Raw genomic sequence first — 25411 nt, forward strand, 5'->3', positions numbered from 1 at the left:
CGTTCTCCGACGACGCGCCCCGAAAGGGTGCTTTAGCCCGCGTCGCCCGTCGATGGCTAGAGCGACGATGCAACGCCCCCTTGGCCTTCGCCGTTGAACGCCCATCTCTGGTCTTCCAGCCCAAGGAGTCACCATGGAAGTTCTGTATCGCGCCCAGGCCACCGCCTCCGGCGGAGGCCGCGAAGACGGCCGTTCCACCACCGACGACGGAAAAATCGACGTAAGACTGTCCACGCCCAGGGAGATGGGCGGCAAGGGCGGCGACGGCACCAACCCCGAACAGCTTTTCGCCACCGGTTATGCGGCCTGCTATCTGGGCGCCCTGCGTCTGGTCAGCGGCAAGGCCGGCACGCCCGTCAGCCCCGACACCAAGGTCACGGCCGGCGTCGGCTTCGGCAAGAACACCCGGGGCGAAGGCTTCAACCTGGACGTCGACCTGACCGTCACCGACCATGGCCTGGACCAGGCGGTGATCGACGACCTGATCGAAAAGGCTCACCAGGTCTGCCCCTACTCCAACGCCACGCGGGGCAATGTGGACGTGCGCCTCAGCGCGAAATAAGGCGATCAAGGCCCGCGCGCGTGTTGAGCCGCGCGCGCGGCGCCTCTAGAGGAAGGCCATGACCTCCCCGCTCGACGCCTCCCCCGATCCGCTGATCACCCTGGAACCCGCCCGTCGCGTGACGCTGCGCGAGGCGTTCGGGATCGACAGCGACATGACCGTGCCCGCCTTCGCCGAGCGCGACAGCCATGTGCCCGAGATCGACGAGGCCTATCGCTTCGATCCCCAGACGACGATCGCCATCTGCGCGGGCTTCGCCTTCGACCGCCGCGTCATGGTCCAGGGCTATCACGGCACCGGCAAGTCGACCCATATCGAACAGGTCGCCGCACGCCTGAACTGGCCGCTGGTGCGCGTGAACCTGGACAGCCACGTCAGCCGCATCGATCTGATCGGCAAGGACGCCATCGTCCTGAAGGACGGCAAACAGATCACCGAGTTCCGCGAGGGTATCCTGCCCTGGTCGCTGCAACGCCCCGTGGCCCTGGTCTTCGACGAATATGACGCAGGCCGCCCGGACGTGATGTTCGTGATCCAGCGCGTGCTGGAGGCGCAAGGCCGCCTGACCCTGCTGGACCAGAACCGCGTCATCCGGCCCAACCGCTATTTCCGCCTGTTCGCCACGACCAACACCATCGGCCTGGGCGACACCACGGGCCTCTATCACGGCGCGCAACAGATCAATCAGGCCCAGTTGGACCGCTGGAACATCGTCACCACGCTGAACTACCTTGATCACGACGTGGAAGCCGAGATCGTCGCCGCCAAGGTGCCGGAATGGGCCGACGCCGAGGGCCGTCGCCGCATCGCCGCCATGGTCCGCGTCGCCGACATGACCCGTAACGCCTTCATGAACGGCGACATCTCCACCGTCATGTCGCCGCGCACGGTCATCACCTGGGCCCAGAACGCCATCATCTTCGGCGGCGATGTGGCCCTCAGCTTCCGCCTGACCTTCCTGAACAAGTGCGACGAACTGGAACGCCCCACCATCGCCGAGTTCTACCAGCGCGCCTTCGGTGAAGACCTGCCCGAAGCGGCGACGCGGGTGAAGGTGGGGTAAGGGCCAATGGCGGCATGGATTGCGGCGGCGTTCCTCGCGCTACAGCCCGCCCTCGACAACCAGGCGACCCAGGCTTTCACAGTCGAGGCCGAGGGGCTGCGGCATCAGTCCGGCTTTCTTTGCCCAAAGTCTCTTCCCGACGCGGTCTTGGTCGGTTCACGCAATGGCTCGCCTGAGGATTCCACCGCTGCCGGGACGTTTTGCGAGTACCAGGAAGACGGTCAGCCCGTGGCCTATCTGTCCTTTTCGCCGAAGCAGGACGCACCGCTGACGAATGGATGGTGCCGGAGTCTGCCTTCCAAGCTGCATCTTCAAATGGGTCCGCGACTGCCCGGCATCGCCAAATACGAAGATGTGCAAGCCTGGCCTCAAGGCCTGCCGTCTCCGACCGTCCTCGGCGAACCGCTTGCTCCGGTCACATGCTTGCTGGGCCGACCGCCATTCACACCGGCGATCATCGTCTATTCTGTGGCGGCCATCGAATACGACGCCTGGACAGTTCGAGCGGTGAACACTCCTATCCCACCGCCCTGCTGTGCAGGTTATCGTGGCGCTCGCCTGACCGCGAAGGATATGCTGGCGCTGATCCTGATCCTTGAAACGACAGACAAGTTCAGTCCGCCGGCCAGTTGATCAGAGAATCCCTGTGCCTTTTCACCAGCTAGGCGCGGCCATCGCCAGGGCGGTGTCCCTTCCCCCCTCGGGCCAGCCTTCCACCGCCGCCTCGAACGCCGTCCGGTCGCCGGCGAACAGCATGCGCGTCGCCTCCTCATAGTTCGGCAGATCGCCGGCCATGGCTGTCATGAACCGATAGGTCGCCTCGCGCGCGCGGCGGCGGCGGTCGGGGCCTTCGGCTTCGCGCATGGCCGTTTCGACCATCTTGCGCAGCGTGGCCGAGGCGCCGCCCGACTGGCCGGATAGCCAATCCCAGTGCCGGGGCAGCAGCGTCACCTCGCGCGCCGTCACCCCCAGCTTCGGACGGCCCGGCCCCTTCTTCGGTTCGATCTCCGCTTCGGGCAGCCGCCCCAGCGCCGTCTCCAGGTCGCCGCGCAGGTCGAACTCAACCGTGCGGCCGGTCGCCAGATCGAAGGCCAGGACGGTCTCTCCCGCCTCGCTGGCCGCCTTCATGGCCGGCAGAACGGCGCGCGGCGCGCCTCGGGCGATCAGTCGGTCGCCGGCGAAGATGGCGCAGTCCAGGTCGGGGTTCGGGATCATGTCGCCGAACTAACGCCGCCTGCTCCGCCCGTCAATATTACCCGGATTTTATAGAAGCCTCAGCGACGGCCTAGCAATCGGTCGCGCGCAGCGTTGACGCGGGTCGCCAGACCTTCGGTGCCGCCCTGATCGGGATGGGCGCGGGCCATGGCGCGTTTCCAGGCGGCGCGGATTTCGGCCTCCGTGGCCCTGGGGCCGACGCCCAGGACGGCGCGCGCCTCGGCCTCGCTGATCGGCTCGGTTCGGGGCAGGATGCGCGTGCGCGAGGCCCAGGCGACATAGAGCCCCGCTCCCGCCAGTCCCGCAGCCAGCAGCCACGCCCCGCGAAAAGCCGCCAGGGCGCCGCCGGCCAGCATGACCGACCCCAACAGCGTCGCCGTCACCCGCCAATGGCCGCGCCCGCGCCTCTCAGTCTGGCGACCGAGCCGAACCAGGGCCCAGACGGCGATCGCCGCCAGGGCCAGGCCGATCAATCCCACGGGGTCAGCCTGTCGTCAGTCGGCCGTCAGGCCGCCACGTCCAAAGGGTTCAGCACCTGCTCCAGCCCCATGGCCATCATCAGATTGCGCATTTCCTGGCGCGCGGCGACGTGGGCCAGGGACACCGCCACCGGCCGCACCTCGTTGGACAGGTCCGCGACGGTCAGGCCGAACGGAAACAGCTCGCGATAGATGACCCGGTCGCGCAGGCCCGGCCCGACGCGGAAACCAACCCGCTTGGCCAGCTTGCTCATCCGCTCTTCCAGCCGCTTGCGGTTGCGGGCCTCGGCGACGGCCAGACGGTTGGTCACGACCAGCCAATCGATCGTGGCGTGGCGGCCCTGGCTGATGGCGCGCTGCTTGCGCGCCTCCCAGACGCTCTCGGAATAGATGGAGGGCTTCAACAGCTCCAGCGACACCGGATCCACCTCGCCCAGCAGGTCGAAATCGACGAAACTGTCGTTCATCGGCGTCACGATCTGGTCGGCGCGGGCGTGGGCCGCGTTGGACACCGCCGTGTCCCCGCCGGGGGTGTCGATCAGGATGCAATCCACCCCGGCCGTCACGGCCTCGTCGAAGGCACGCTCGAAGGCGGCGATCTGATCTGCGGCCGCCAGCTTGGCCAGGGCCTTGCCGTCGCCCATGTCCGGGATCATCGGCTGCGGCAGGTCGGCGGCGTTCGCCGCCAGCCAAGCCTGCCGGTTCAGGAAGAAGCGCTGCATCGACCGCTGGCGCAGGTCCAGGTCGATGATCGCCACGCTGCGGCCTGCGTGCAGCAGGCCCGTGACTATGTGGATGGCCAGGGTGGACTTGCCCGCCCCGCCCTTTTCGTTGCCGAGGACGATCACATGCGGCTGCGTCATTGAGGCGACCTCTAAAGGCGGCCGACGCGACTCAGGAACTCATGCGCGGCCTTCGATCCCCAGAGTCGGGCGGATCGCGCCAAACGTCAACGCGGCGTTAACGGATGCCTGTGGACTTCATCCCGCGCGTCGGCACCAGGGATCGGACACCTGGGCGGCGCGGCACAGGTCGGCGGCCTGTTCCGCCGCGATCGGCCCGACCTTCAGCCGCGTCAGCACCCGACCCTCGACCTGCACGGTTTCATAGACGGGGGACAACTGGCCCAGGTCGGCGCGGACCTTGAGGCGGCGCCACGCCTCGCGGGCGCCCGCCTCGCTGGAATAGGCGCCCAGTTGCACCGTGCGACCCTCGGCGTGGATGACGGCGGGACGCAGGGCGGGCTTGGGGCGTTCGACAGTCGTGGTCTCGGCGGCGGGCGTGGGCTCAGGCTCAGGCGCCGACGTGTTATGCGACCGCATCGCCGTCGCCATGGGCTTCAGCGCGTCGCGCAGCCCCTGGGCCTGGGCGTCCCGCGCGTCCCACATCTCCACAGGGCTCATGACCGAGACCTTCACGGGCGAGAACGTCGCCGGCCGCAGCCCAGCGTCATGCGCCCTGGCCGGTCTGTCGGGCACGGCGTCGCCACGCCCAGGCGCCTCCAGGGGCACGTCAAGGGCCGCGACCTGATCGCCCAGGGCGCGGAATCGATGCGGATCGGCGTCCACCGCCCCGCAACCAACCAGGCTGAGGGCGACGAGGATCAGGAAAGGACGGGTCGCTTCTGCGGGCGTCATGTCCTTGTCCTTAAGGGTCAGACTTTGAAGTCTGGTTCACCAACAGGCTTAAGCCGCAGGGTTAATTGCTTCACCCTGCGCCCTGAACAGTCGAAGGGCCGCACCCGTTCCCGGATGCGGCCCCTGATCGTGTCAAACGAAGGGATCAGCCGATGGCGCCGACGCAGCCCTCGGCGTCGCCCGGCGCCAGTTCCGCGTCGGTCAAGGCGATGGTCCAGCCGTGGTGGGTGTTCAGACCCCAGCGCCGCGGGCCGCCGCCGTCGCCCGCGTCGCCGCCGGCGGTGACGACCACGCGGCGGCCCTTGGGCAGAGCCGGCGGATCGATCTTGCCCACGGCCAGAGACGTCGGCGTCTCGCCGCCGTAACCGTCGAAGACGCTCAGCATCGACCATTCGCGACGAAGGCCCATCCACCAGGCGTCCTCGGTATTGACGGCCAGGACGGCGACGCCATGACCCTCGGCGGCGAAGGCCAGCGCCTTTTGCGGATCGCGCACCATCTTGATGTCGGCGGCGGCGCCGAACCGCAGGCGGGCGCCGTCATAGGCGCGGGTCGGCTCGATCGGGGCCCACACCTGGACCTGAAGCCGGCCCTGGCGCGCCAGGCCCCAGCCGACGATCTCGCGCCACAGATGCTCGACCGCTTCTGCGTTCTCGGGTTGGCATTTGGACAGCATCCGCGACAGCACGGTCTGTTCGCGGTCGGGGCGCAGCTTGGTGTGGGGGCCGCTGGGCGCATCCTTGGCGCGGCCGACCGTGGCGGCGACGGCCAAGCGCTGCTCGAACAGCTCCAGGATCTGGTCATCCAGGCTGTCGATCTCGGCGCGCAGCGCCGCCAGGGCTTGCTGTTCCGGGGTCGGCTCAGCCACGTCGGGCCATACTTGCTGCAGGTTGGATTTGGACATGGGTTCGGTCTTTCGGCATGGGGGAATTTCGATGTGCGAATGCGGACAGCCGCCCTGGTCCAGGGCGGTCGCCGGCGAGACGGTCAGGGACAGAGTGCGCCCGACGCCTCAGCCGGCGTATCGAAAGCCGTAAAAGCCGTAGCCGAAATAATAGCCGGAAACCGCGCGCGAACGGTCGATGGAAACAGAAAGAACGCGCTGGCGGGACATGGGTCCTGGTCCGGTTATGCGGATCGTCGGCGATCCGTGAGGTTGTTAAGGACGCAAAGACCTTGCGCCGTCAACCCTCGACAGCCGTCAAAAGAACGAAACGCGTCTGATTATCGCTGGAATCCTGCAAATCGTTGCGCAGGATCGACAGACCATACACCTCGGCCGCGCCGGTAGGGGCGATGGCGGCCCGCGTCGGGTCGCCGGCCTCGGCCACGTCGCGCGCCGCGCCGGCGGTGTCGTAATGTTCAACCACCTCGACGGGCAGGCTCGCCAGATTGGCCCGACACTGAGCCAGGGCGATGGGGTGGCTCTCGACCGTGCGGATATCCGAAAGACGGGCGCCGTCGACGGCCATCAGAGCGTGGCGGATCGGACGCCACACCTCTGCGGCCGGCGTCAAACCCATTTCACGCACCAGGCTTGCGGCGGGTTCGACCACGCCGATGGTGGAGTTCTCGACCGGGATCAAGGCGCAGCCGCAGTCGCCGCTCCGGATCGATTCCAGCGCCTGGGCGAAGGTCTCGAAGGCGACCGGAATGTCCCAGGGCCGCAAGGCCACACAGGCCTCATGGCTGAACGAACCGGGCGCGCCCTGATAGGCCACCCGGCCGGGCTGTTCGTCGATGGGGGCCGTTGCCGTCATAATGCTCTCTCGAGACCTCAGCCCAGATGGCGATGCGTCCATGGCGTCACCGTGGCGGGATTGGTCCCATTTTAGGCGTCCGGGCGGGATCGCGCCCGCCCGTCTTTCCAGACCTGAACTAGGCCGCTTCCGACCGGCTGATCCGCCCCGCCTTCAGCCGCTCGGCCACCAGGAAGGCCAGCTCCAGCGCCTGGTCGGCGTTCAGGCGCGGGTCGCAGTGGGTGTGATAGCGGTTGGACAGGTCGTCCTCGGTCACGGCCTGGGCGCCGCCGATGCATTCGGTGACGTTCTGGCCGGTCATCTCCAGGTGGACGCCGCCGGGGTGCACCCCTTCCGCCTCCGCCACGTCGATGAAGGTGCGAACCTCGCCCAGGATCCGGTCGAACGGCCGGGTCTTGTAGCCGTTGCCGGCCTTCAGCGTATTGCCGTGCATCGGGTCGATGGACCAGATCACCTTGCGACCCGACGCCTTCACCTCGCGCATCAGCTTGGGCAGGCGCTCGCCCACCTTGTCGTGACCGAAGCGGCCGATCAGCGTCAGACGGCCCGACACATTGTCCGGGTTCAGCGCGTCGATCAGCGGCAGCAGATCGTCGGCCGTCATGGTCGGGCCGCACTTGACGCCGATGGGGTTCTTGATCCCCTTCATGAACTCGACGTGGGCGCCGTCCAGCTGGCGCGTGCGCTCGCCGATCCACAGCATATGGGCCGAGGTGTCGAACCATTCTCCAGTGGAGCCGTCCAGCCGCGTCAGGGCGCTTTCGACGTTGAGCAGCAGGGCTTCGTGGCTGGTGAAGACCTCGACCCGGCTCAGGTCCGGGTGGGTCTCGGGCGTGACGCCGACCGCCTCCATGAAGGCCAGGGCCTCGGTGATCTTGTCGGCCAGTTCGCGGTACTGGGCGCCGGCGGCGTTGTCTCCGGCGAAGCCCAGGGTCCAGCGATGGATGTTGTACAGATCGGCATAGCCGCCGCCAGCGAAGGCCCGCAGCAGGTTCAGCGTCGAGGCCGACTGATTATAGGCCCGGATCAGACGCTGCGGATCGGGCGCGCGTTCCTCGGGCGTGAAGCCCATGCCGTTGATGATGTCGCCGCGATAGCTGGGCAGTTCCACGCCGTCGATCTCTTCCAGCGGCGAGGAGCGCGGCTTGGCGAACTGTCCGGCGATGCGGCCCACCTTCACCACCGGCTTGCGGCCGGCGAAGGTCAGGACCACCGCCATCTGCAGGATCAGACGGAAGGTGTCGCGGATGTTGTCGGTCGAGAACTCCTTGAAGCTCTCGGCGCAGTCGCCGCCCTGGAGCAGGAAGGCCTCGCCCCGCTCAACCTGCGCCAGTTTCGACGTCAGGCGCCGCGCCTCGCCTGCGAAGACGAGCGGCGGCAGGGCGCGCAGTTCGTCCTCGACGGCGGTCAGGGCCTGCGCGTCGGGATAGTCCGCCGGCATATGCAGGGCGGTCTTGGTTCTCCAGCTTTCGGGGGTCCAGCGTGTCATCCGGCAAGAATAGAGCGTCCAGCCCCTTCAAACAACGCAAGGACGGACAGATTTCGCCACGACGCCACGCTTCTTCGATAAACGGCGCCTTTCCTGCCGCAGGCGGATCAGAGCAACCGCTCCTTGCGGGTCAGATATTTGGTCAGGCGATGGAGGCCGATCAGGATGTTGGCGAACAGAGACATGGACGCATAACGCCCCGGCGGCCCGACCGTTCGTATCGGGGACAACGCGTCGCAGTCCATTCGCATCGCGGCCTTCGACGCCATATTCTTGCAAGCTGGACGCCATTCTGCGCCCCGCCCACACGTTTCGGCCGCATCGCGCTTGATCCGCGCCAGGTTTTTGTATCGTAAGGTGGGTTCGTCCACCCTCGCTGGCGCCGCCCTCTCCCTCCCCCGCCGTTTGCAAAGCCGATGTCCGAAGAATTCTACCGCATGAAGCGCCTGCCCCCGTATGTGATCGCGGAGGTCAACGCCATGCGCGCCGCAGCCCGTGCGGCCGGCGAGGACGTCATCGACCTGGGCATGGGCAATCCCGACCTGCCGCCGCCGCCGCACGTCATCGCCAAACTGGTCGAGGTGGCGCAGAAGCCGGACGCCCACGGCTATTCGCAGTCCAAGGGCATTCCCGGCCTGCGTCGCGCCCAGGCCAACTATTACGGCCGCCGTTTCGGCGTCGATCTGGATCCCGAGACCGAGGTGATCGTCACCATGGGCTCCAAGGAAGGTCTGGCCAGCCTGGCCACCGCCATCACCGAGCCGGGCGACGTGGTCTTGGCGCCCAATCCGTCCTATCCGATCCACACCTTCGGCTTCATCATCGCGGGCGCGGCCATCCGCAGCGTGCCCACCACGCCGGACGAACGCTATTTCGAGGCGCTGGAGCGGGCCATGGCCTACACCGTGCCGCGCCCGAAGATCCTGGTCATGAACTATCCGTCCAATCCAACGGCGGAGACGGTGGACCTGGCCTTCTACGAACGCGTCGTCGCCTTCGCCAAGGCCAACGACCTGTGGATCATCAGCGACCTGGCCTATTCGGAACTCTATTACGACGGCAAGCCGACCGTCTCGATCCTGCAGGTGCCGGGCGCCAAGGACGTGGCGGTGGAGTTCACCTCCCTCAGCAAGACCTACAGCATGGCCGGCTGGCGCATCGGCTTCGCCGTCGGCAACAAGACGCTGATCGCGGCCATGGCGCGGGTGAAGTCCTATCTCGACTACGGCGCCTTCACCCCCATTCAGGCGGCGGCCTGCGCGGCGCTGAACGGGCCGCAGGAGATCGTGGACCAGAACCGCGAACTCTATCACCGCCGTCGCGACGTGCTGGTGGACAGTTTCGCCCGCGCGGGGTGGGAGGTGCCCAAACCCGCCGCCTCGATGTTCGCCTGGGCGCCCCTGCCCCCGGCGCTGGCGCATCTGGGCAGCCTGGAGTTCTCCAAACAGCTCCTGACCCACGCCAAGGTCGCGGTCGCGGCGGGCGTCGGCTATGGCGAGAACGGCGAAGGCTTCGTCCGCATCGCCCTGGTCGAGAACGAACAGCGCATTCGCCAGGCCGCCCGCAACATCAAGACCTATCTGAAATCCATGGGCGTCAACGTGCCGCCGGGCCGGGAAGACGCGGGGATTTGAAATCGAGACCGGTCACGAAAATTCTCGCATCACGGATCATTGATAAATACAGATAGTTGCAAGCGCGCCCGTTCGATGCCCAATCTTTTGCGAGGAGATTGGTCCTCTGGAGGCTTCAAATGAAAACTCTGCGCTCAAATGGCGTACGCTTGGCGGCAGCGACAGTTTTGGCTGCCACAATGTCATTGTTAACGGTAGACGGCGCATCTGCGGATCCGACCGATCCCGTCTGCATCATGCCGCCCGATGATTTTTGCTCAATGTACGGCGCGATGCTCTTCGGGACAGGGCCCGGGGCCCACGGCCGCTGCCTCCAGTACGCAATCGCACAGCAAGAAGGTGAGTACTGCAACACGATAGACTGGCGGCCGGTCGCGACAAAGCCGGATTGATTTCTGAGAGCCCACTCTTTTAGGGGCGGGCTTTTTCGCAGTCTGTCAAAGGAAGATGGTGGATGCGACAGGGATTGAACCTGTGACCCCCTCGGTGTGAACGAGGTGCTCTCCCGCTGAGCTACGCATCCATGCCTTGCGGAGGCGGCGACATAGCCCGACCGTCCGCGTCGCGCAAGCGTCCGTTTCAGATTCCGGCGGCGCGGACCGCGTCGGGCGTTTCCGCCTCCGGATCGCCCGGCAGCCAGGCGACGTGGCCGTCATAGACGTCCTGGTTCAGGATGCCCTCCTCCTTGGCCACCAGGACCGGCACCACCATCTGGCCCGTGACATTGGTCGCCGTGCGCATCATGTCGATGATCCGGTCGATGGCGACGATATAGCCGATGCCCTCCAGCGGCAGGCCCGCCGTGGACAGGGTCAGGGTCAGCATGACGATGCTGGTTCCCGGCACGCCCGCCGTTCCCAACGAGCCCAGCACCGCCGTCAGGCCGATCAGGATGTATTGGGTCAGCGTCAGGTCGATCTTGAAATACTGGGCGATGAAGATCGAGGCGATGGCCGGATAGATGGCGCCGCAGCCGTCCATCTTCACATTGGCCCCCAGCGGCACGGCGAAGGCGGCGTAGGCCTGGGGCACGCCCAGCCGCTCGACCGTCTGGCGCAGGGTGATCGGCAAGGTCCCTAAAGACGAAGAGGTCGCGAAGGCCGTCTGCTGGGCCGCGAAGGCGCCGCGGAAGAAGCTGACCACCTTCAGTCCGTGCAGCTTCAGCAGGCCCGAATAGACGATCAGGATGTGGAACAGGCAGGCCGCATAGATGGCCAGGATGAACTTCAGCAGCGGCAGCAGCGCCTCCCACCCATAGCCGCCGACGACCGAGCCGATCAGGCCAAACACCCCGATGGGCGTCAGCTGGATCACCCAGCGGGTGATGCGGAAGACGACGGCCGCCCCCTCGTCCACCATCCGCCGCACGCCCTGCGCCCGGTCGCCCAGCGCCACCAGCGCCACTCCGACCAGGGCCGAGAAGAAGATGATCTGCAGCACCTTGCCTTCGGCCAGGGAGGCGAAGGGATTGACCGGGACGATGCCGATTAGCACCTCCAGCGGCGTCGGTATGACCCGCTCCTTCACCTCGCCCAGCGGCAGGTTCGACAGGCCGACGCCCGGGTTGATGATGTGACCGAAGGCGAAGCCGACCAGCACGGCCAGCAGGGAGGTGATCGCGAACCAGACGATGGTGCGGACGCCCAGCCGCACCGCCCCGGCCCCCTCGCCAAGTTTGGCGATGGAGCTGGCGATGGTGAACAGCACCAGCGGCGCGACCACCATGCGGATCAGGTTCAGATAGACGTCGCCGATCGGTTGCAGCCAGACAGCCGCCTTCTCCCGCAGGATCAGGCCCGCCAGAATGCCCAGGGCGAAGCCTGCGGCGGTGCGTTGCCAGAGAGGAATCTTGAAGAATAGGGCGAACATGGGCGGACCTCCGGCTAGGCGGGTCTATGTGTCTCCCGCCGTCATGATCCGCAATCGCCGCAGCGACCGTTCAGGCGCGAGTTTTTCTGTCGACGCCTGTTAGAATTTCAGCGCCCTGAGCACGTAGAAGTCCGACAGCAGACCGTCGATCGCCTCTTCCACATCCTCGAAATGGTCGATCAGCACGTCGCCGCCCAGGCTTTCCACCGGCGTCGGGGTGTAGCCGAAGGTGGTCAGGATGCAGGCCATGCCCGCGTCGCGCGCCGCCTCTGCGTCCGGTGCGGCGTCGCCGACCATGATCGCCTGTTCGGGATCGCCCCCGGCCTTGATCACCGCCTCCTTCAGATGCGCGCCCGAGGGTTTGCGCGCGCTGACCCGGTCGGGACCGACCACGGCCTCGAACCGGTCGATCAGATCCAGCCTTCGCAGCAGCAGTTCCGACAGGTCCGAGCGCTTGTTGGTCGCCACCACCAGACGGGCGCCCCGCGCCTTCAGCCGATCCAGCGTCTCGGCCACGCCTTCGAAAGGCCGGCTGCCGTCGGCGATATGGGCGGCGTAGTCGGCCAGGAACCGCTCGAACAACGCATCGGAACGCGCCCGTTCCACGTCGGCCCCCGCCGCCTCGAAGCCATGGACCAGCAGCGCCCGCGCGCCCGACCCGATCAGGGTCGAGGCCGAGGCGGGCGCCACCATCGGCAATCCCTCCTCGACCAGCAGACGGTTCAGCGTGCCGACCAGGTCGGGCGCGGAGTCCACCAGCGTGCCGTCCAGATCGAAGGCGATGGTCCAGCCTTCCAGGTCGCGATCCGTCATCCCCATCTCCCGTTGGCCCGCCGAATGGGCTAGATCGCGAGACGACTAGCCTCCGGGACGATTCATGACCAGCCAGACACGCGCCCGCGCCGCCATCATTCTCGCCGCCGGTCAGGGCACGCGGATGAAATCCCCCCTGCCCAAGGTGCTTCACCTCGTCGGCGGCCGGACCATGCTGGACCACGCCATCGACGCGGCCCAGGCCCTGGGCTGCCAGCGTATCGTGGTCGTCGTGGGCGTCCATTCGCCCCAGGTCCGCGCCCATGTCGTGGCGCGCCTGGGCGAAGAGGCTGTCGCGGTTCAGGATCCGCCGCTGGGCACCGGCCACGCCGTTCGCGCCGCCGAACAGGCCCTGGCCGGCTTCGACGGCGAGGTGGTCGTCACCTATGGCGACGTCCCGTTGCTAAAGGCCGCCGATATCGAACCCGTCTTCAACGCCGACGGCGTCACCGTGATCGGGTTCGAGGCCCGCGACCCCGGCGCCTACGGCCGGCTGATTCTGGAGGGCGACTCTCTTGTGGCCATCACCGAGGCCAAGGAGGCTTCTCCCGAGGTTCTGTCGATCACCGCCTGCAACTCCGGCGTCATGGCCGCGCCTGCCGCCCTGCTGTTCTCCCTGTTGAGCCAGGTTCGCAACGACAACGCCAAGGGCGAATACTATCTGACCGACGTGGTCGCTCTGGCCCGCCAGGCCGGCCATCCGACCCGCGCCGTCTTCGCGCCCGAGGATTCGGTCATGGGCGTCAACGCCCAGGACGAGCTGGCCCAGGCCGAGGCCCTGTTCCAGAAGGTCCAGCGCGAAACCTTCCTGACCGACGGCGTGACCATGACCGCGCCCGACACCGTCCACTTCGCCTGGGACACCCAGGTCGGCGGCGGAACCGTCATCGAACCCTTCGTCGTCTTCGGCCCTGGCGCCGTGATCGAGGGCGGCGCCCGCATCCGCAGTTTCAGCCATATCGAGGGCGCGCGCGTCGCCTCGGGCGCCGAGGTCGGCCCCTACGCCCGCCTGCGCCCCGGCGCGGACCTGGCCGAAGGGGTCAAGATCGGCAACTTCGTCGAGGTGAAGAATGTCGCCATGGCCAAGGGCGCCAAGGCCAACCACCTGGCCTATCTGGGCGACGGGGATGTCGGCGCGGGCGCCAACATCGGCGCCGGGACCATCTTCTGCAACTACGACGGCTTCAACAAGGCCCGGACGGAGATCGGCGCCGGTGCCTTCGTCGGTTCGAACTCCAGCCTGGTGGCGCCGGTTCGCATCGGCGACGGCGCCCTGATCGCCTCGGGCTCGGTCGTCACCGAGGACGTGCCGGCCGACGCCCTGGCCTTCGGCCGCGCCCGCCAGACCGTCAAACCCGAAGCCGCCGCCGCCTTCCGCACGGAAGCCAAGGCCAGGAAGGAGGCGGCGAAAGTCGCCAAATCGCAATGAGCGACCATCTGAAGAAGATCGCCGGCGAAGCCGCCGCCGCCCTGGTCGAGGCCGGAATGGCCGTGGGGCTGGGCACCGGCTCCACCGCCGCCTGGTTCGTCAAAGCCCTGGCGGCGCGCGGCCTGCCCGACCTGCGTTGCGTCCCCACCTCGGAGAAGACGGCCGATCTGGCCCGCGACCTGGGCCTGGTCCTGTCGACCCTGGAAGACACGCCGCGCATCGACCTGACCGTGGACGGCGCCGACGAGGTCGGACCGGGCCTCGCCCTGATCAAGGGCGGCGGCGCGGCCCTGCTGCGCGAGAAACTGGTGTGGGAGGCCTCGTCCCGCTGCGTCGTCATCGCCGACGCGGCCAAGGTGGTGCCGGTGCTGGGGACCTTTCCCCTGCCGATCGAGGTCGTCGCCTTCGGGCACAAGACCACCGCCAACCGCATCGCCGACGTCCTGGTCGATCACGACATCGCCAACCCCGCCCGCGTGCGTCATGCGGATCGCGGGCTGATCCGCACCGATGGCGGCAATCTGATCTACGACGCAGCCTGCAAGGCCATCCACGACCCGTCGCGCCTGGCCGACGACCTGAAACTGATCACCGGCGTGGTCGAGCATGGCCTGTTCCTGGATCTGGCCGACCTGGCCCTGATCGGCACGGACGAAGGGGTCCAGGAACGCCGGCCCTGATTTGAACGCCCCTGATCCAGAGCCGGTCTTGCCTTGAGATCGGATTACTATCTAAAGTTGCAACATGGCCAGTCCCGAAGATCCCCGATCCGATGACGCCCACGGGCGCGGCCGACGGCCTTCGACCGCCCTGCTGATCGGCCTGGGTCTTGCGCTGTGGGTCGCCGTCGCCCTGGCCGCCTACTTCCTGGCCCGCGCCGTCGTCTGATCAATCACCGCCCCAGCGGCCCAGGCTGAGCGGAATCCGCTGTCCCGCCACCGACGCCGACCCCGTGATCACCGGCGTCTGATCACCCAGATTGCGCCGGGCCGTAGCCAGCGCGCCCTGATCCAGCCGCGCCTGCACCGTGACCTTGTCCCCGTTCGCGGCGCGCCCGCTGAACCTCAGGCTGTCGGCTGCCACATCATAGGCGTCAGGCGTGACCCGCGACGTCCCGCTGGGTCCTGTCAGCATCAGGATCAGGGGGGGGGCCGACCGGCCGCCCGCCTCCCAGGCTTGAAACGCCTCCGTCTGGCCGATGAACAGCGAGTCCACACGCCAGACGCCCGCGCCTTCGCCGACCGGCCGATATTCGCCCGACACGTCGGCGCTTAGCTGATGATGGAAGGCCGAGGCCGGCGTCTTCCCCGGCCCCTCGCTCCGGTCGCAGCCGGTCAGAACCAGAAGGCCGGCTACGACAGCCACAATCGCCCGCCTCATCGATCCAGCGCCTTGTCCAGCGCGCGAAAGCCCGCCAGCGCCAAGTCCGCCGCGCTGGCGAACACACCGGGCTTGATCCGCTCGAAATCGTCGGTCGGCCGGTGATAGTCGGGATGGTAGTCCACGCCGAAATACAGGAACGGCACGCCCGCCTCGTGGAAGGCCGCGTGATCGGAGGAATCGACCCAGTTGTCGTCTCCCGTATCCTGCGGCGTGTCCTTGCCGAAGGCGAAACTGACCGGCCCCGGCGCCGTCACCGTCTCCAGAATCGGTCTCAGGGTCGGGTGCTGATAGGTCCCCGTCACCCACAAACGGTTGTCCGTCTCGGCCCGCGCGATCATGTCGAAGTTCAGGTTCAGCGCGATGGCGCTCAGCGGGACGGGCGGCGCCCGAACGAACTCGCGCGCCCCCAGAAGACCCCGCTCCTCCCCGTCCAGGGCCACCAGCAGCACGCTGTGTTCGGGTGGTTCGGCCTTCAGCTTCGCCGCCAGCGCCAGCAGCGTCGCCACGCCCGAGGCGTTGTCGTCCGCCCCATTGTAGACCTGGCCGTCATTGACCCCGACATGGTCGTAATGGGCCGTCACGACGATATAGCGGTCCGCCACCCGCCGGCCGGGGATCAGACCCACGATGTTGTAGCCCTCGAACGTCTTGACGCCTTCGCGCGTCCTCCCCCGGCTCTCGAACCGTTGCAGCCGCCCGAACGGCGCCGGCGCCACGCCCATCGCCTCCAGGCGCGCGACGATATAATCCCGCGCCTTCTGTCCGCCGGCCGAGCCGGTGTCGCGCCCTTCCATGTCGTCCGCCGACAGGATGCGAACATCCTCCAGCAGCTGCGGATCGGCCGCCGGTGCCGGCGCGGCCGGGGTCTCCTGCCTGGGCGCGGGCGTCGAACAGGCCGAAAGGGCCAGGGCGACGGCGCAACTGCTCAACGTCAGGCGAAAGGCGGATCGGATCATGGGCGCTCCTGTTATCTCCCCAGCCTATCGTCCCGCCGCGCCCACGTCAGCCTGCGCTACGTCTTCGGCGGTGATAAACAGGAGCCGTCATGTCCAGCGCGATTCCCCCCTTCCCGCCCGTCGAAGCCCTGACCGCCGAGGCGGCGGCCCAGGAACTGGCCTGGCTGGCCGCCGAAATGGCCCGTCACGACGCCCTCTACAACGAGGCGGCGCCCGAGATTTCCGATGCCGACTACGACGCCCTGCGCGCCCGGAACCTGGCGGTCGAAACCGCCTTCCCCGACCTGATCCGCCCCGACTCCCCATCCAACAAGGTCGGCGCCGCCGCCTCTAGCCAGTTCGCCGAGGTGCGTCACGGCGTGCCCATGCTGTCGCTGGACAACGCCTTCGACGAGGGGGAGGTGCGCGACTTCGTCGCCCGCATCGCCCGTTTCCTGAAGCTGCCGGCCTACGAGCCCATCGTCTTCGTCGCCGAACCCAAGATCGACGGCCTGTCCGCCAACCTCCTGTATGTGGACGGCGTCCTGGCCATCGGCGCCACGCGCGGCGACGGCCGGGCGGGCGAGGACGTGACCGCCAATCTGAACACCATCGCCGATGTGCGACAGACCCTGGCCGGCGACGGCTGGCCCGACCGGATCGAGATCCGGGGCGAAGTCTATGCCCCCAACGCCGCCTTCGCCGCCTTCAACGCGGCGGCCGAGGCGGAGGGGCGGCGCACCTACGCCAATCCCAGGAATTTCGCCGCCGGCTCCCTGCGCCAGAAGGACGCCAAGATCACCGCCCAGCGTCCGCTGAACTTCTTCGCCTATGCCTGGGGCGAACATTCCAGCGACTTCGCCGAGACCCAGTGGGAGGCCCTGCAGAAGCTGAAAACCTGGGGCTTCCCCGTCAACGACCGTTCCCGCCGGGTCGAAGGGGCGGACGGCCTGATCACTGTCTATCGCGAACTGGAACGCGACCGCGCCACCCTGGGCTACGACATCGACGGGGTGGTCTATAAGGTCGACCGCATCGACTGGCAGCGCCGCCTGGGCTTCGTCGCCCGCAGCCCGCGCTGGGCCATCGCCCACAAATTCCCCGCGCAACAGGCGACCACCCTCCTGGAAGGCATCGACATCCAGGTCGGTCGCACGGGCTCCCTGACCCCCGTCGCCCGCCTGCATCCCGTCACCGTCGGCGGCGTGGTCGTCCGCAACGCCACCCTGCACAATGAAGACGAGATCGAGCGTCTGGATGTCCGCATCGGCGACACCGTACGCCTGCAACGCGCCGGCGACGTCATCCCCCAGATTCTCGGGATCGTCCCCGACCTGCGCCCCGCCGATTCGAAACGCTACGTCTTCCCCGACCACTGTCCCGTCTGCGGCTCCGAAGCTGTGCGCGAGGGCGACGAGGTCAAGCGCCGCTGCACCGGCGGCCTGATCTGCGACGCCCAGATCGTCGAACGGCTCAAACACTTCGTCGGCCGCCGCGCTTTCGATATCGAGGGTCTGGGCGAGAAACAGCTGATCGCCTTCCACGCGCGCGGCTGGATCAAGGAGCCGGCGGACATCTTCCGCCTGGCGCGAGACGAGGCGCGCCTGGCCGAACTGGCGGCGGAGGACGGCTATGGCGAAACCAGCATCCGCAACCTGGTCGCCGGCATCGATGCGCGGCGGACCATCGCCCTGGACCGCTTCCTGTTCGGCCTGGGCATACGCGACATCGGCGAACAGACCTCGATCGTCCTGGCCCGCGCCTTCGAAAGCTGGGCCGCGCTGAAGGCCGCCTGTCTCCAGGCCGCCGCAGGAATTCCGTCCGACGCCTGGACCCAGCTGGCCGGCGCCCACGCCATTTCGCCCCGCGTCCTGGCCCTGATGGCCGAGGCGACGCCCCCCGCCGTCGATCCCTGGCCCGAGGCGACGATGGACATGAAGATCGGCCAGGCCTTCCCCGGCATGGCCGCGCCGGCCCGCCGCTCCCTGGCGACGATGGCGGACGACTGGTCCGGCCTGGTCGAACTGGCCCGGGTGGCGCGCGAGGAAGGTCCGTCCGAGATGCTGAACCAGATCGCGGGCGTCACCGGCGTCGGCCCCGTCGCCGCCGAAGCCCTGGCCCACTTCTTCCACGAGCCGCACAACCTTCAGGTCGTCGCCGCCCTGGAGGCCGAACTGACCGAAATCCTAGACGCCGAACGACCCAAGTCCGACACCCCCGTGGCCGGAAAGACCGTCGTCTTCACCGGCGCCTTGGAACGCTTCACCCGCGACGAGGCCAAGGCCCGCGCCGAGGGTCTGGGGGCCAAGGTCTCGGGCTCCGTCTCGAAAAAGACCGACTATGTCGTCGCCGGGCCCGGCGCGGGGTCCAAGCTGAAGGAGGCCGAAAAGCACGGCGTCCAGGTGCTGACCGAAGACGAATGGCTGGCCTTGATCGAAGGCTGAACGGCGCCCCGACGCAGAGGCCAAAGCTTCCCTAAGGTCCGGTTTTCCTTGCGATAAGGTGATCGTGTCGGCCTTGTTTTCAACCGAAAGCCGGATCAACTTGCCGATCAACGAACGCCCGGACGCGTTCGAACAAAGGAAGCGACCATGAAGATCAAGATCATGCTGGCGGCGGCGGCCCTGGCGGCCGGACTGGCCTCCCCCGCCCTGGCGGGCGACCCGACCGGCCTGTGGCAGACCCCGACCAACGGCGGCCAGGTGCGCATCAGCCGCTGCGGCCAGGCCCTCTGCGGCGTGCTGGTGACGTCGGATCATATCCGCGCCGACGCCAACGCCCGCGACGAGCACAACCGCAACGCCGAACTGCGCGGCCGGACCCTTCGCAACCTGCCCATGCTGACCGGCTTCACCGGCGGCCCGACCGAATGGCGCAATGGCTCGGTCTATAATCCGGCGGACGGCGGCACCTATCGCGGCACCATCACCATGACCAACGACAACAGCCTGCGTCTGCGTGGCTGCATCGTCGCGCCCCTGTGCAAGACCCAGACCTGGACCCGCATCCAGTAGGTTGTCTTCGGCGTCGAAACAGAAAGGCCCGGTCGGATCGCTCCGACCGGGCCTTTTGTCGTTCAGGCGGGATGATCAACGGTTCAGCGAACTCATGCCGCCGGGCGCATAGCGTTCGCCCGCCGCCGCGCCGCGCGGGAAGACCGCCTCGATCCGCGCCAGGTCCTCTGGCGTCAGAACGATGTCGGCCGCCGCCACGTTCTGCTCCAGGGTGGAGATGCGGCGCGTGCCGGGGATGGGGACCAGATCATCGCCCTGGGCCAGCACCCAGGCCAGGGCCAGTTGCGCCCCTGTCACGCCCTTGTCCGCCGCGATGGCGCCGACCGCGCCGACCAGGTCCAGGTTCTTCTGGAAATTGTCGCCGGCGAAGCGCGGATTGGTGCGCCGGAAATCGTCGGGCGCCAGGTCGTCGATCGACTTGATCTCGCCGGACAGGAAGCCCCGGCCCAGCGGACTGTAAGGCACGAAGCCGATCCCCAGTTCACGCACCACGTCCAGCAGTCCGTCCTCGGGATCGCGGCTCCACAGCGAATATTCCGTCTGCAACGCGGTGATCGGGTGGGTCGCCTGGGCCCGGCGCAGCGTTTCGGGCGCCGCCTCGGAAAGGCCCAGGAAGCGAACCTTGCCCTCCTTCACCAGTTCGGCCATGGCCCCGACCGTCTCTTCGATCGGCGTATTGGGGTCGATACGGTGCTGGTAATAGAGATCGATGTGATCGACCCCCAGGCGGCTCAGGCTGCCCTCCACCGCACGACGCACATTGGCCGGCGAACCGTCGGTGACAGCCGAACCGTCCGGTTGGCGATTGATGCCGAACTTGGTGGCGATGAAGGCCTGATCGCGCCGATCCTTCAGCGCCTTGCCGACCAGAATCTCGTTTGTGTGGGGGCCGTACATCTCGGCCGTGTCGAACAGGGTGACGCCCAGGTCCAGGGCGCGGTGGATGACGGCGATGGACTGGGCCTCGTCGGCCCCGCCGTAAAAGGCGCTCATGCCCATGCAGCCCAGGCCAATGGCCGAAACCTCGGGACCGTCGCGGCCCAGCTTGCGCGTCTTCATGAGGCGCTCTCCTGTCGATGTGGGGGATCGGCGTTCATGCCGACAGTCAGGAGATGGTCGCTGACGCGGGGGACTGCAAGTGCCGCCACGCTTTGCGATGGTACCGCCTCTCAGGCTTGAACTGAGGACCTCCGGTTCCACAAACCGGCGCTCTAACCAACTGAGCTAAGGCGGCCCGCGCATCGCGAGGCGCGTTCTCTACCCAGCCTGACGAGTCCGATCAAGCGGGATTGTCGACTTTGCGACCGCCGCCCAAAGAAAAACACCCCGGAGATCGCTCTCCGGGGTGTTGGTCTCGATCAGGCGGTCCTTACCCGAGGGTGAAGGGCACCCGGACGCGGAAAGTGGCGTCCTCTGCTGCGCCATCGACGGTCCGCGGAGACAGTTGTCCACGCTGAACCACGCGAATGGCGGCGTTACCGAAGCCCATGCCCGAAGGCGACTCTTCGATCACCCGGCAACGCGTCGGACGACCGCTGGCCTGAGCCGTACACTCCACTGTGGCGGAGCCGCTGATTTCCCGTTCCAGAGCGCGGGCGGGGAAGTCGTCGGCGGTCGGACGCGGCTGGCGCGCCCATTGCACGTTGGTGATCACCGAAGGCCGAGGCGGCGCCGGAGGCGCTGGCGGCGGCGGCGGTCCGGGGACGACGACGGGCGGACCCGTATACTCGACCCGATCTTCCTTCTTCGTCGGCGTGATGTTCACCGGCGGAGGCGGAACGATGTTCGGAACCGGAGCCGGTACCCGCACCTGGAGCTTCGGCGGCGGAGGCTGGTCCGTCGGCGGCGGAGGCGGAGGCGGAGGCGGCGGAGGCGGCGGAACCGGCTCGACCAACTCCACATCGACCTTGTCGTCGACGTAGTTGAATTCCTTCAGCTTGAACTTCGATTGCTGGAGGAAGAACAGCAGCAGGGCGAACAGGATCGAAACAACCAGAAGACACACGATCAGCACGGGGTACGAAACCCCCATGAAGCCCTTGGCCTTAGGTACGTCGTAACGACTGCGATGATATGCGACGTCTGTCATACTATCTCCGCGTTCTATTGCGTAGCCTGGTCTTCGCCGACCAGTGCAACGCTGTAGAAGCCGCTATCCTGCAGGGCGTTCATGACCTGCATGAAGTCACCGTAGCGGGTGTTTTGGTCGGCCCGAATGAAAATCCGCTCATCGGCCGGGTTCCGGGTTCCGATCTGTTTGGTCAGATCTTCGCCCAGTCCTCCGACGCTGGTCTGGAAATCGCCCACATAGACGGAACCGTCGTTCTGGATCGAGATATAGACCGGCTTGGGCGGGTTCGGGGCCGCCTTGGCGACGGCGATTGGCAACTCCACCGGCACCGACACGGAGGCGAGCGGCGCCGCCACCATGAAGATGATGAGGAGGACGAGCATGATATCCACGAACGGGGTGACGTTGATGTCACTGTTCGCTTCGACCACGTTGCCAGCGCCGCCTGTTTTGATCTTGGCGGCCATCCGTCTTACGCCCCCTTGTCGAGCTGACGCGAGATGCCGTTCAGCAGTTCGGCGGCGAAGCCGTCGGCGCGGGTGCCGTAACCGGCGATGCGGGTGTTGAAGTAGTTATAGAAGACAACGGCAGGGATAGCGGCGAACAGGCCGATACCGGTGGCCAGCAGGGCTTCGGCGATACCCGGGGCGACGACGGCCAGGTTGGTCGTGTTCGATTCCGCGATGCCGATGAAGGAGTTCATGATGCCGTACACGGTGCCGAACAGACCGACGAACGGGCCGATCGAACCGACCGAGGCGAGGAACTGCTGGCCGCCCGACAGGCGCTTGGCCAGGCCGGATTGAACGGCGGCGACGGCGGCGGTGGCGCGGCCCATGGCCGAGTCCAGGTGGTCGCCCGTGACCGACAGGCCCGATTGACGCGACAGTTCGATTTCTTCGGTGGCGGCGGCGGCCATGTCGGCCAGCGGGTTGCCGTCGAACTCTTCCTGCGTCGCCACGGCGCGCATGTCGGCGATGGTGCGGGCGCCGCGGAAGTTTTCCAGGAAGTTGTCGGTCTTGCGGTTCAGCGAGCCGAACTCGAACAGCTTGATGAGCAGCAGGGTCCAGGAGAAGATTGAGGCGAGCAGCAGGCCGGCCATGACGACCTTAACGACCACGGTCGCTTCCATGAACATGGAGATCGGCGTGATGCCGTTGCTGTGGTGGCCGCCAACGGCTTCGTTGACGCTTTCGGGCTTGGCGTCCGGCGTGGCCGGAGCAGCAGCAGCCGGAGCCGAAGCCGGGGTAGGCTCGGCCGGCGCCTGCGCCAGAACCGGCGAGCTCGCCATCAGGACGGCGGCGCCGGCCATGGCGAGAAGGATGTTCGTCTTTTTGCTGTTCAGCATAGTTCGCCAGTTCCTGCTTGGTCTGACTCGTGGAACCAAAGGTGCGACCGTGTCAAAGGGCCGCCCCCCAACCTGAAATGTTTCCTTCGACACGCCGCGTCCGTTCAGGATCACGCCCCGTCGAATTCTGGAGACGAGCCCGGTCGCCCGAACCGCCTCCGATGGTGGAACGGTCGAAGGAAGGTCCTCCGCCGCTCGCGTTAACTCCCTCGGGAGAGGGCGTCCCAAACCCTTTGACGAACCCTTACCGGAGCGTCAAGGGCGTAAGGCCCGATTTCACCCAACCAAGACCGGTTAAAGGGAAGTCTTGCCTGACAAGGGCATTTGGGCCGCCAAACGCGACATTTTCATGATGCTTATCCAGCGATTAGCGCAAGCTTGTTCGAAAGCGGCGCTGAGGGGCGAATTCCTTCGCCCAGCCTCGGATACGTGCAAACGCGTTGCGGGCGGCGTCCGTATCGGGGTCGAAATGTCGCTGGAAAGAAGGTCGCCGGAAAGATTGTCGGGGAATGGTGCCTGGAGGCGGATTCGAACCACCGACACGCGGATTTTCAATCCGCTGCTCTACCAGCTGAGCTATCCAGGCGCCGACGCGGCGTCGCGAGAGGCGGGTCTATAGGCGAGCCGTTTCCGCCTGTCCAGCGTCGTTTCAGTCCTTTTCGTCGTCTTCGTCGGCCGTCTCGTCCAGGGCTGCGGGAATGGCGTAGGCGCCGGCGAACCACCGTTGCAGGTCGACGTCCGAGCAGCGGCGCGAGCAGAAGGGTTTGTAGCGCGGATCGGGCTCGGCCTTGCGGCAGATGGGGCAAAGGCTCACGGCTCAGATCTCCTGGATACGGCCGTGCCCGGCGGACGCGTCGGGATCGGCCTGGACGACAGCGCGCGGGCCGAGGCGGGCCGCCAGCGGCGCGGCGATACGAGCTTCTTCGGGATGGCAACGCGCGACGAACCGAGGGGTCACGGTGTCGGCCAGAATCTGACGCCGCAACGCCCGCACCAGGGCCAGGGCGCGCGTCCGCACTGTCGCCTGACCGTCGGCCCCCGCCAACACCTCTTCTATCGGCGTGCGTCGCCAGGGCAGCGCCACCTGAATCAAGCCGAACCGGCTGACCGGGGCGAACACCGCCTGGGGCTCATGCGCAAAGGCCGCCCGGGCGGCCTTCATCTGCGCCTCGGCCTCCTGACCGTCGCCGACCAGGTCGATGACCACCAGCCCGCCCGAGTTCTTCAGACCGATCAGCCGCGCCGTCTGACGCAGCCCCTCGCGATTCGCCGCCGCCCGGCCCTGTTTCGGATCGCGCCCGGCCGAGGCGGCGTAGTCGATGTCCACGGCGGTCAGGGCGCGCGTCCGCTCCAGTTCCAGATCGATTCCGTGCGACATAAAGACGTGCGTGGCGCTCAGAGCCTCCTCCTCGGCCTCGATCGCGGCGTCGATAGCCGGCAGCCCCGTCACTGATTCCACGCCAGGCGCGAGACGCTGCAACTGCTCCGCGACGCTGGGGGCCGCCTCCAGCAGGCGCGGCGCCCCCTCCCCTGGTCCAAGACGGCGCAGGGTCGCGCCCTTGCCCCGGCGCGGCTCGGCGACGACCGTCACCTCCAGCCGTTCGCCCTGGGTCGGACGGTCTTGCCGCCTCAGAGGCAAAAAGCCGGGCGCCGCCCCGCCCAGATCGACGAAGGCGCCGCGCAGGCCCGGATTGATCTCGACCACCCGCCCAATCGACCGAGCGCCTAGCCGCGTCTCGGCCGGATCGTCCTCGCGTTGGATCAAAAGATGCGTGAAGCGCCCGTCGCGCAGGACGACCCCCCGCGTCTCGCCCGGCGTCTCGTCGAGGAAGACCTCGACCGCGCTCATGCGCGCCAGCCGACGCCGTGCAACAGTTGGACGGCTTCATAGAGCGGCAGGCCCATCACCGAGGAATGGCTGCCGACGATCCTCTGGATAAAGGCGGCCGCCGGTCCCTGGATGCCGTACCCCCCTGCCTTGCCGCGCCAGTCGCCCCCGGCGACATAGGCGGCGATCTCGGCCTGGGACAGCGGCTTGAAGGTCACGCGGGTCTCGTTGACGCGCGACGACACCTGGCCGTCCCTCACCACGGCCACGCCGGTGAAGACGCGATGATTGCGCCCGGACAGCAGTTTCAGGAACCGCCTCGCCTCGGCCTCGTCCCCCGCCTTTTCCAGAAAGCGTCGGCCCATGGCCACCACCGTGTCGGCGGCGATGACCACCGCTTCGGGCCGGCGCGCGGCCACGACCTGGGCCTTTGACGTCGCCAGCCGGGCGGCCAGGCGCGGCGGCGTCTCGCCCTTCAGCGGCGTCTCGTCGATATCGGCGGGATCGATATGGTCGGGAACGATCCCGACCTGCGCCAGCAATTCGATGCGGCGCGGACTGGCCGAAGCCAGCACCAGGTCCGGAGAGGCCAAGCCGGCCGCTCCTTACTTAAAGCGATAAGTGATGCGGCCCTTGGTCAGATCATAGGGCGTCATCTCGACCAGCACCTTGTCACCGGCCAGCACGCGGATGCGGTTCTTGCGCATCTTGCCGGCGGTATGGGCGATGATCTCGTGGTCGTTCTCGAGCGTCACGCGGAAGGTGGCGTTCGGCAGCAGTTCGCTGACGGTGCCGGGAAACTCGAGCAGTTCTTCCTTAGCCATGCGGCCTCTCGCGCCCGTCTGAAATGCGTTCGGCTCCACGCCGGGCGGCTGCGTAGAG

29 protein-coding genes and 3 tRNA genes are annotated in these 25411 nt (G+C 67.3%); 9 read left to right on the plus strand and 23 right to left on the minus strand.

What is annotated here, in order from left to right; translation table 11 throughout:
- Window positions 1-133 precede the first annotated feature (133 nt).
- The 3 genes from ACWPV3_RS12225 to ACWPV3_RS12235 are packed head-to-tail and all read left to right on the plus strand — an operon-like array spanning window position 134 to window position 2258.
- Window positions 134-562: an organic hydroperoxide resistance protein gene (locus ACWPV3_RS12225; RefSeq protein ID WP_453978035.1), complete on the plus strand. Its 429-nt coding sequence runs from the start codon at window positions 134-136 to the stop codon at window positions 560-562.
- Window positions 563-620: 58 nt separating this feature from the next.
- Window positions 621-1625: a cobaltochelatase subunit CobS gene (gene cobS / locus ACWPV3_RS12230; protein WP_453978036.1), complete on the plus strand. Its 1005-nt coding sequence runs from the start codon at window positions 621-623 to the stop codon at window positions 1623-1625.
- Between the two features lie 6 nt (window positions 1626-1631).
- Window positions 1632-2258 carry a hypothetical protein gene (locus ACWPV3_RS12235; RefSeq protein ID WP_453978037.1) on the plus strand — a complete coding sequence of 209 codons (627 nt, stop codon included), beginning with the start codon at window positions 1632-1634 and terminating at the stop codon, window positions 2256-2258.
- 21 nt (window positions 2259-2279) lie between these two features.
- Here the strand turns inward: ACWPV3_RS12235 and ACWPV3_RS12240 are convergent, their stop codons facing one another.
- The 8 genes from ACWPV3_RS12240 to ACWPV3_RS12275 form a co-directional block, all read right to left on the minus strand.
- A complete protein-coding gene (locus tag ACWPV3_RS12240) occupies window positions 2280-2840 on the minus strand; it encodes a DUF2239 family protein (protein ID WP_453978038.1) in 561 nt (186 codons plus the stop codon).
- 59 nt (window positions 2841-2899) lie between these two features.
- Window positions 2900-3319, minus strand: coding sequence for a molecular chaperone DnaJ (locus ACWPV3_RS12245; protein ID WP_453978039.1), 420 nt, complete (start codon window positions 3317-3319; stop codon window positions 2900-2902).
- 26 nt (window positions 3320-3345) lie between these two features.
- Window positions 3346-4182, minus strand: coding sequence for a division plane positioning ATPase MipZ (locus tag ACWPV3_RS12250; protein WP_292088613.1), 837 nt, complete (start codon window positions 4180-4182; stop codon window positions 3346-3348).
- 117 nt (window positions 4183-4299) lie between these two features.
- Window positions 4300-4956, minus strand: a complete 657-nt coding sequence (locus tag ACWPV3_RS12255) for an SPOR domain-containing protein (protein WP_453978040.1) — start codon at window positions 4954-4956, stop codon at window positions 4300-4302.
- Between the two features lie 145 nt (window positions 4957-5101).
- A complete protein-coding gene (locus ACWPV3_RS12260) occupies window positions 5102-5860 on the minus strand; it encodes a chorismate mutase (protein ID WP_453978041.1) in 759 nt (252 codons plus the stop codon).
- A gap of 280 nt (window positions 5861-6140) precedes the next feature.
- A complete protein-coding gene (locus tag ACWPV3_RS12265; RefSeq protein ID WP_453978042.1) occupies window positions 6141-6716 on the minus strand; it encodes a prephenate dehydratase domain-containing protein in 576 nt (191 codons plus the stop codon).
- A 118-nt stretch (window positions 6717-6834) separates the two neighbouring features.
- Complete coding sequence (locus ACWPV3_RS12270; RefSeq protein ID WP_453978043.1) at window positions 6835-8205, minus strand: class II 3-deoxy-7-phosphoheptulonate synthase; 1371 nt, start codon at window positions 8203-8205, stop codon at window positions 6835-6837.
- 107 nt (window positions 8206-8312) lie between these two features.
- Entirely contained in the window at window positions 8313-8435 is a 123-nt protein-coding gene (locus ACWPV3_RS12275; RefSeq protein WP_453978044.1) for a hypothetical protein, read from the minus strand.
- 186 nt (window positions 8436-8621) lie between these two features.
- Here ACWPV3_RS12275 and ACWPV3_RS12280 point away from each other — a divergent pair, with 186 nt between their 5' ends.
- Entirely contained in the window at window positions 8622-9839 is a 1218-nt protein-coding gene (locus tag ACWPV3_RS12280; RefSeq protein WP_453978045.1) for an LL-diaminopimelate aminotransferase, read from the plus strand.
- Window positions 9840-10287: 448 nt separating this feature from the next.
- Here the strand turns inward: ACWPV3_RS12280 and ACWPV3_RS12285 are convergent.
- From ACWPV3_RS12285 to ACWPV3_RS12295, 3 genes are all read right to left on the minus strand, one after another.
- A tRNA-Val gene (locus ACWPV3_RS12285) sits at window positions 10288-10362 on the minus strand.
- A gap of 56 nt (window positions 10363-10418) precedes the next feature.
- Window positions 10419-11708, minus strand: a complete 1290-nt coding sequence (locus ACWPV3_RS12290; RefSeq protein WP_453978046.1) for a dicarboxylate/amino acid:cation symporter — start codon at window positions 11706-11708, stop codon at window positions 10419-10421.
- A gap of 99 nt (window positions 11709-11807) precedes the next feature.
- Window positions 11808-12527, minus strand: a complete 720-nt coding sequence (locus ACWPV3_RS12295; protein WP_453978047.1) for an HAD-IA family hydrolase — start codon at window positions 12525-12527, stop codon at window positions 11808-11810.
- Window positions 12528-12585: 58 nt separating this feature from the next.
- Between ACWPV3_RS12295 and glmU the strand changes: the two genes are divergently transcribed.
- The 3 genes from glmU (at window position 12586) to ACWPV3_RS12310 (ending at window position 14838) form a co-directional block, all read left to right on the plus strand.
- On the plus strand, window positions 12586-13950 hold the full coding sequence (gene glmU / locus ACWPV3_RS12300; RefSeq protein WP_453978048.1) for a bifunctional UDP-N-acetylglucosamine diphosphorylase/glucosamine-1-phosphate N-acetyltransferase GlmU: 1365 nt from the start codon (window positions 12586-12588) through the stop codon (window positions 13948-13950).
- A complete protein-coding gene (rpiA, locus tag ACWPV3_RS12305; RefSeq protein WP_453978049.1) occupies window positions 13947-14630 on the plus strand; it encodes a ribose-5-phosphate isomerase RpiA in 684 nt (227 codons plus the stop codon). The genes glmU and rpiA overlap by 4 nt, the downstream gene beginning before the upstream one ends.
- 64 nt (window positions 14631-14694) lie before the next feature.
- Window positions 14695-14838, plus strand: coding sequence for a hypothetical protein (locus ACWPV3_RS12310; protein WP_292088626.1), 144 nt, complete (start codon window positions 14695-14697; stop codon window positions 14836-14838).
- Here the strand turns inward: ACWPV3_RS12310 and ACWPV3_RS12315 are convergent, their stop codons facing one another.
- Window positions 14839-15330, minus strand: a complete 492-nt coding sequence (locus ACWPV3_RS12315; protein WP_453978050.1) for a hypothetical protein — start codon at window positions 15328-15330, stop codon at window positions 14839-14841.
- Window positions 15327-16289 carry a M28 family peptidase gene (locus tag ACWPV3_RS12320; RefSeq protein ID WP_312733202.1) on the minus strand — a complete coding sequence of 321 codons (963 nt, stop codon included), beginning with the start codon at window positions 16287-16289 and terminating at the stop codon, window positions 15327-15329. Before ACWPV3_RS12320 ends, ACWPV3_RS12315 begins: the two co-directional genes overlap by 4 nt.
- A gap of 89 nt (window positions 16290-16378) precedes the next feature.
- On the opposite strand from ACWPV3_RS12320, the gene ligA reads away from it, so the two are divergent.
- Both ligA and ACWPV3_RS12330 read left to right on the plus strand, forming a co-directional pair.
- Entirely contained in the window at window positions 16379-18712 is a 2334-nt protein-coding gene (gene ligA / locus ACWPV3_RS12325) for an NAD-dependent DNA ligase LigA (protein WP_453978051.1), read from the plus strand.
- Between the two features lie 147 nt (window positions 18713-18859).
- Window positions 18860-19282, plus strand: coding sequence for a DUF2147 domain-containing protein (locus tag ACWPV3_RS12330; protein WP_292182484.1), 423 nt, complete (start codon window positions 18860-18862; stop codon window positions 19280-19282).
- A gap of 75 nt (window positions 19283-19357) precedes the next feature.
- On the opposite strand, the gene ACWPV3_RS12335 is transcribed toward ACWPV3_RS12330, so the two are convergent.
- The 10 genes from ACWPV3_RS12335 to infA all read right to left on the minus strand — a co-directional run bounded on the left by ACWPV3_RS12335 (window position 19358) and on the right by infA (window position 25353).
- Entirely contained in the window at window positions 19358-20341 is a 984-nt protein-coding gene (locus ACWPV3_RS12335; RefSeq protein ID WP_453978052.1) for an aldo/keto reductase, read from the minus strand.
- Window positions 20342-20439: 98 nt separating this feature from the next.
- A tRNA-His gene (locus tag ACWPV3_RS12340) sits at window positions 20440-20516 on the minus strand.
- A 135-nt stretch (window positions 20517-20651) separates the two neighbouring features.
- Window positions 20652-21371 (minus strand): energy transducer TonB, encoded by a 720-nt coding sequence (locus ACWPV3_RS12345; RefSeq protein WP_292088634.1) that lies wholly within the window; start codon window positions 21369-21371, stop codon window positions 20652-20654.
- Between the two features lie 14 nt (window positions 21372-21385).
- On the minus strand, window positions 21386-21820 hold the full coding sequence (locus ACWPV3_RS12350; protein WP_292088636.1) for a biopolymer transporter ExbD: 435 nt from the start codon (window positions 21818-21820) through the stop codon (window positions 21386-21388).
- A 5-nt stretch (window positions 21821-21825) separates the two neighbouring features.
- Window positions 21826-22701, minus strand: a complete 876-nt coding sequence (gene exbB, locus ACWPV3_RS12355) for a tonB-system energizer ExbB (protein WP_292088638.1) — start codon at window positions 22699-22701, stop codon at window positions 21826-21828.
- A 510-nt stretch (window positions 22702-23211) separates the two neighbouring features.
- Window positions 23212-23287: transfer RNA gene (locus ACWPV3_RS12360), tRNA-Phe, on the minus strand.
- Between the two features lie 63 nt (window positions 23288-23350).
- On the minus strand, window positions 23351-23515 hold the full coding sequence (locus ACWPV3_RS12365) for a DNA gyrase inhibitor YacG (protein ID WP_292182494.1): 165 nt from the start codon (window positions 23513-23515) through the stop codon (window positions 23351-23353).
- A gap of 3 nt (window positions 23516-23518) precedes the next feature.
- Window positions 23519-24550, minus strand: coding sequence for a ribonuclease E/G (locus ACWPV3_RS12370; protein ID WP_453978053.1), 1032 nt, complete (start codon window positions 24548-24550; stop codon window positions 23519-23521).
- Window positions 24547-25122, minus strand: coding sequence for a Maf family protein (locus ACWPV3_RS12375; RefSeq protein WP_453978054.1), 576 nt, complete (start codon window positions 25120-25122; stop codon window positions 24547-24549). The genes ACWPV3_RS12370 and ACWPV3_RS12375 overlap by 4 nt, the downstream gene beginning before the upstream one ends.
- 12 nt (window positions 25123-25134) lie before the next feature.
- The gene (gene infA / locus ACWPV3_RS12380; protein WP_008261544.1) at window positions 25135-25353 is read right to left on the minus strand and encodes a translation initiation factor IF-1; all 219 of its coding nucleotides are present in this window, start codon (window positions 25351-25353) and stop codon (window positions 25135-25137) included.
- Window positions 25354-25411: the final 58 nt, after the last annotated feature.

Source organism: Brevundimonas sp. Marseille-Q4549 (assembly GCF_976940555.1).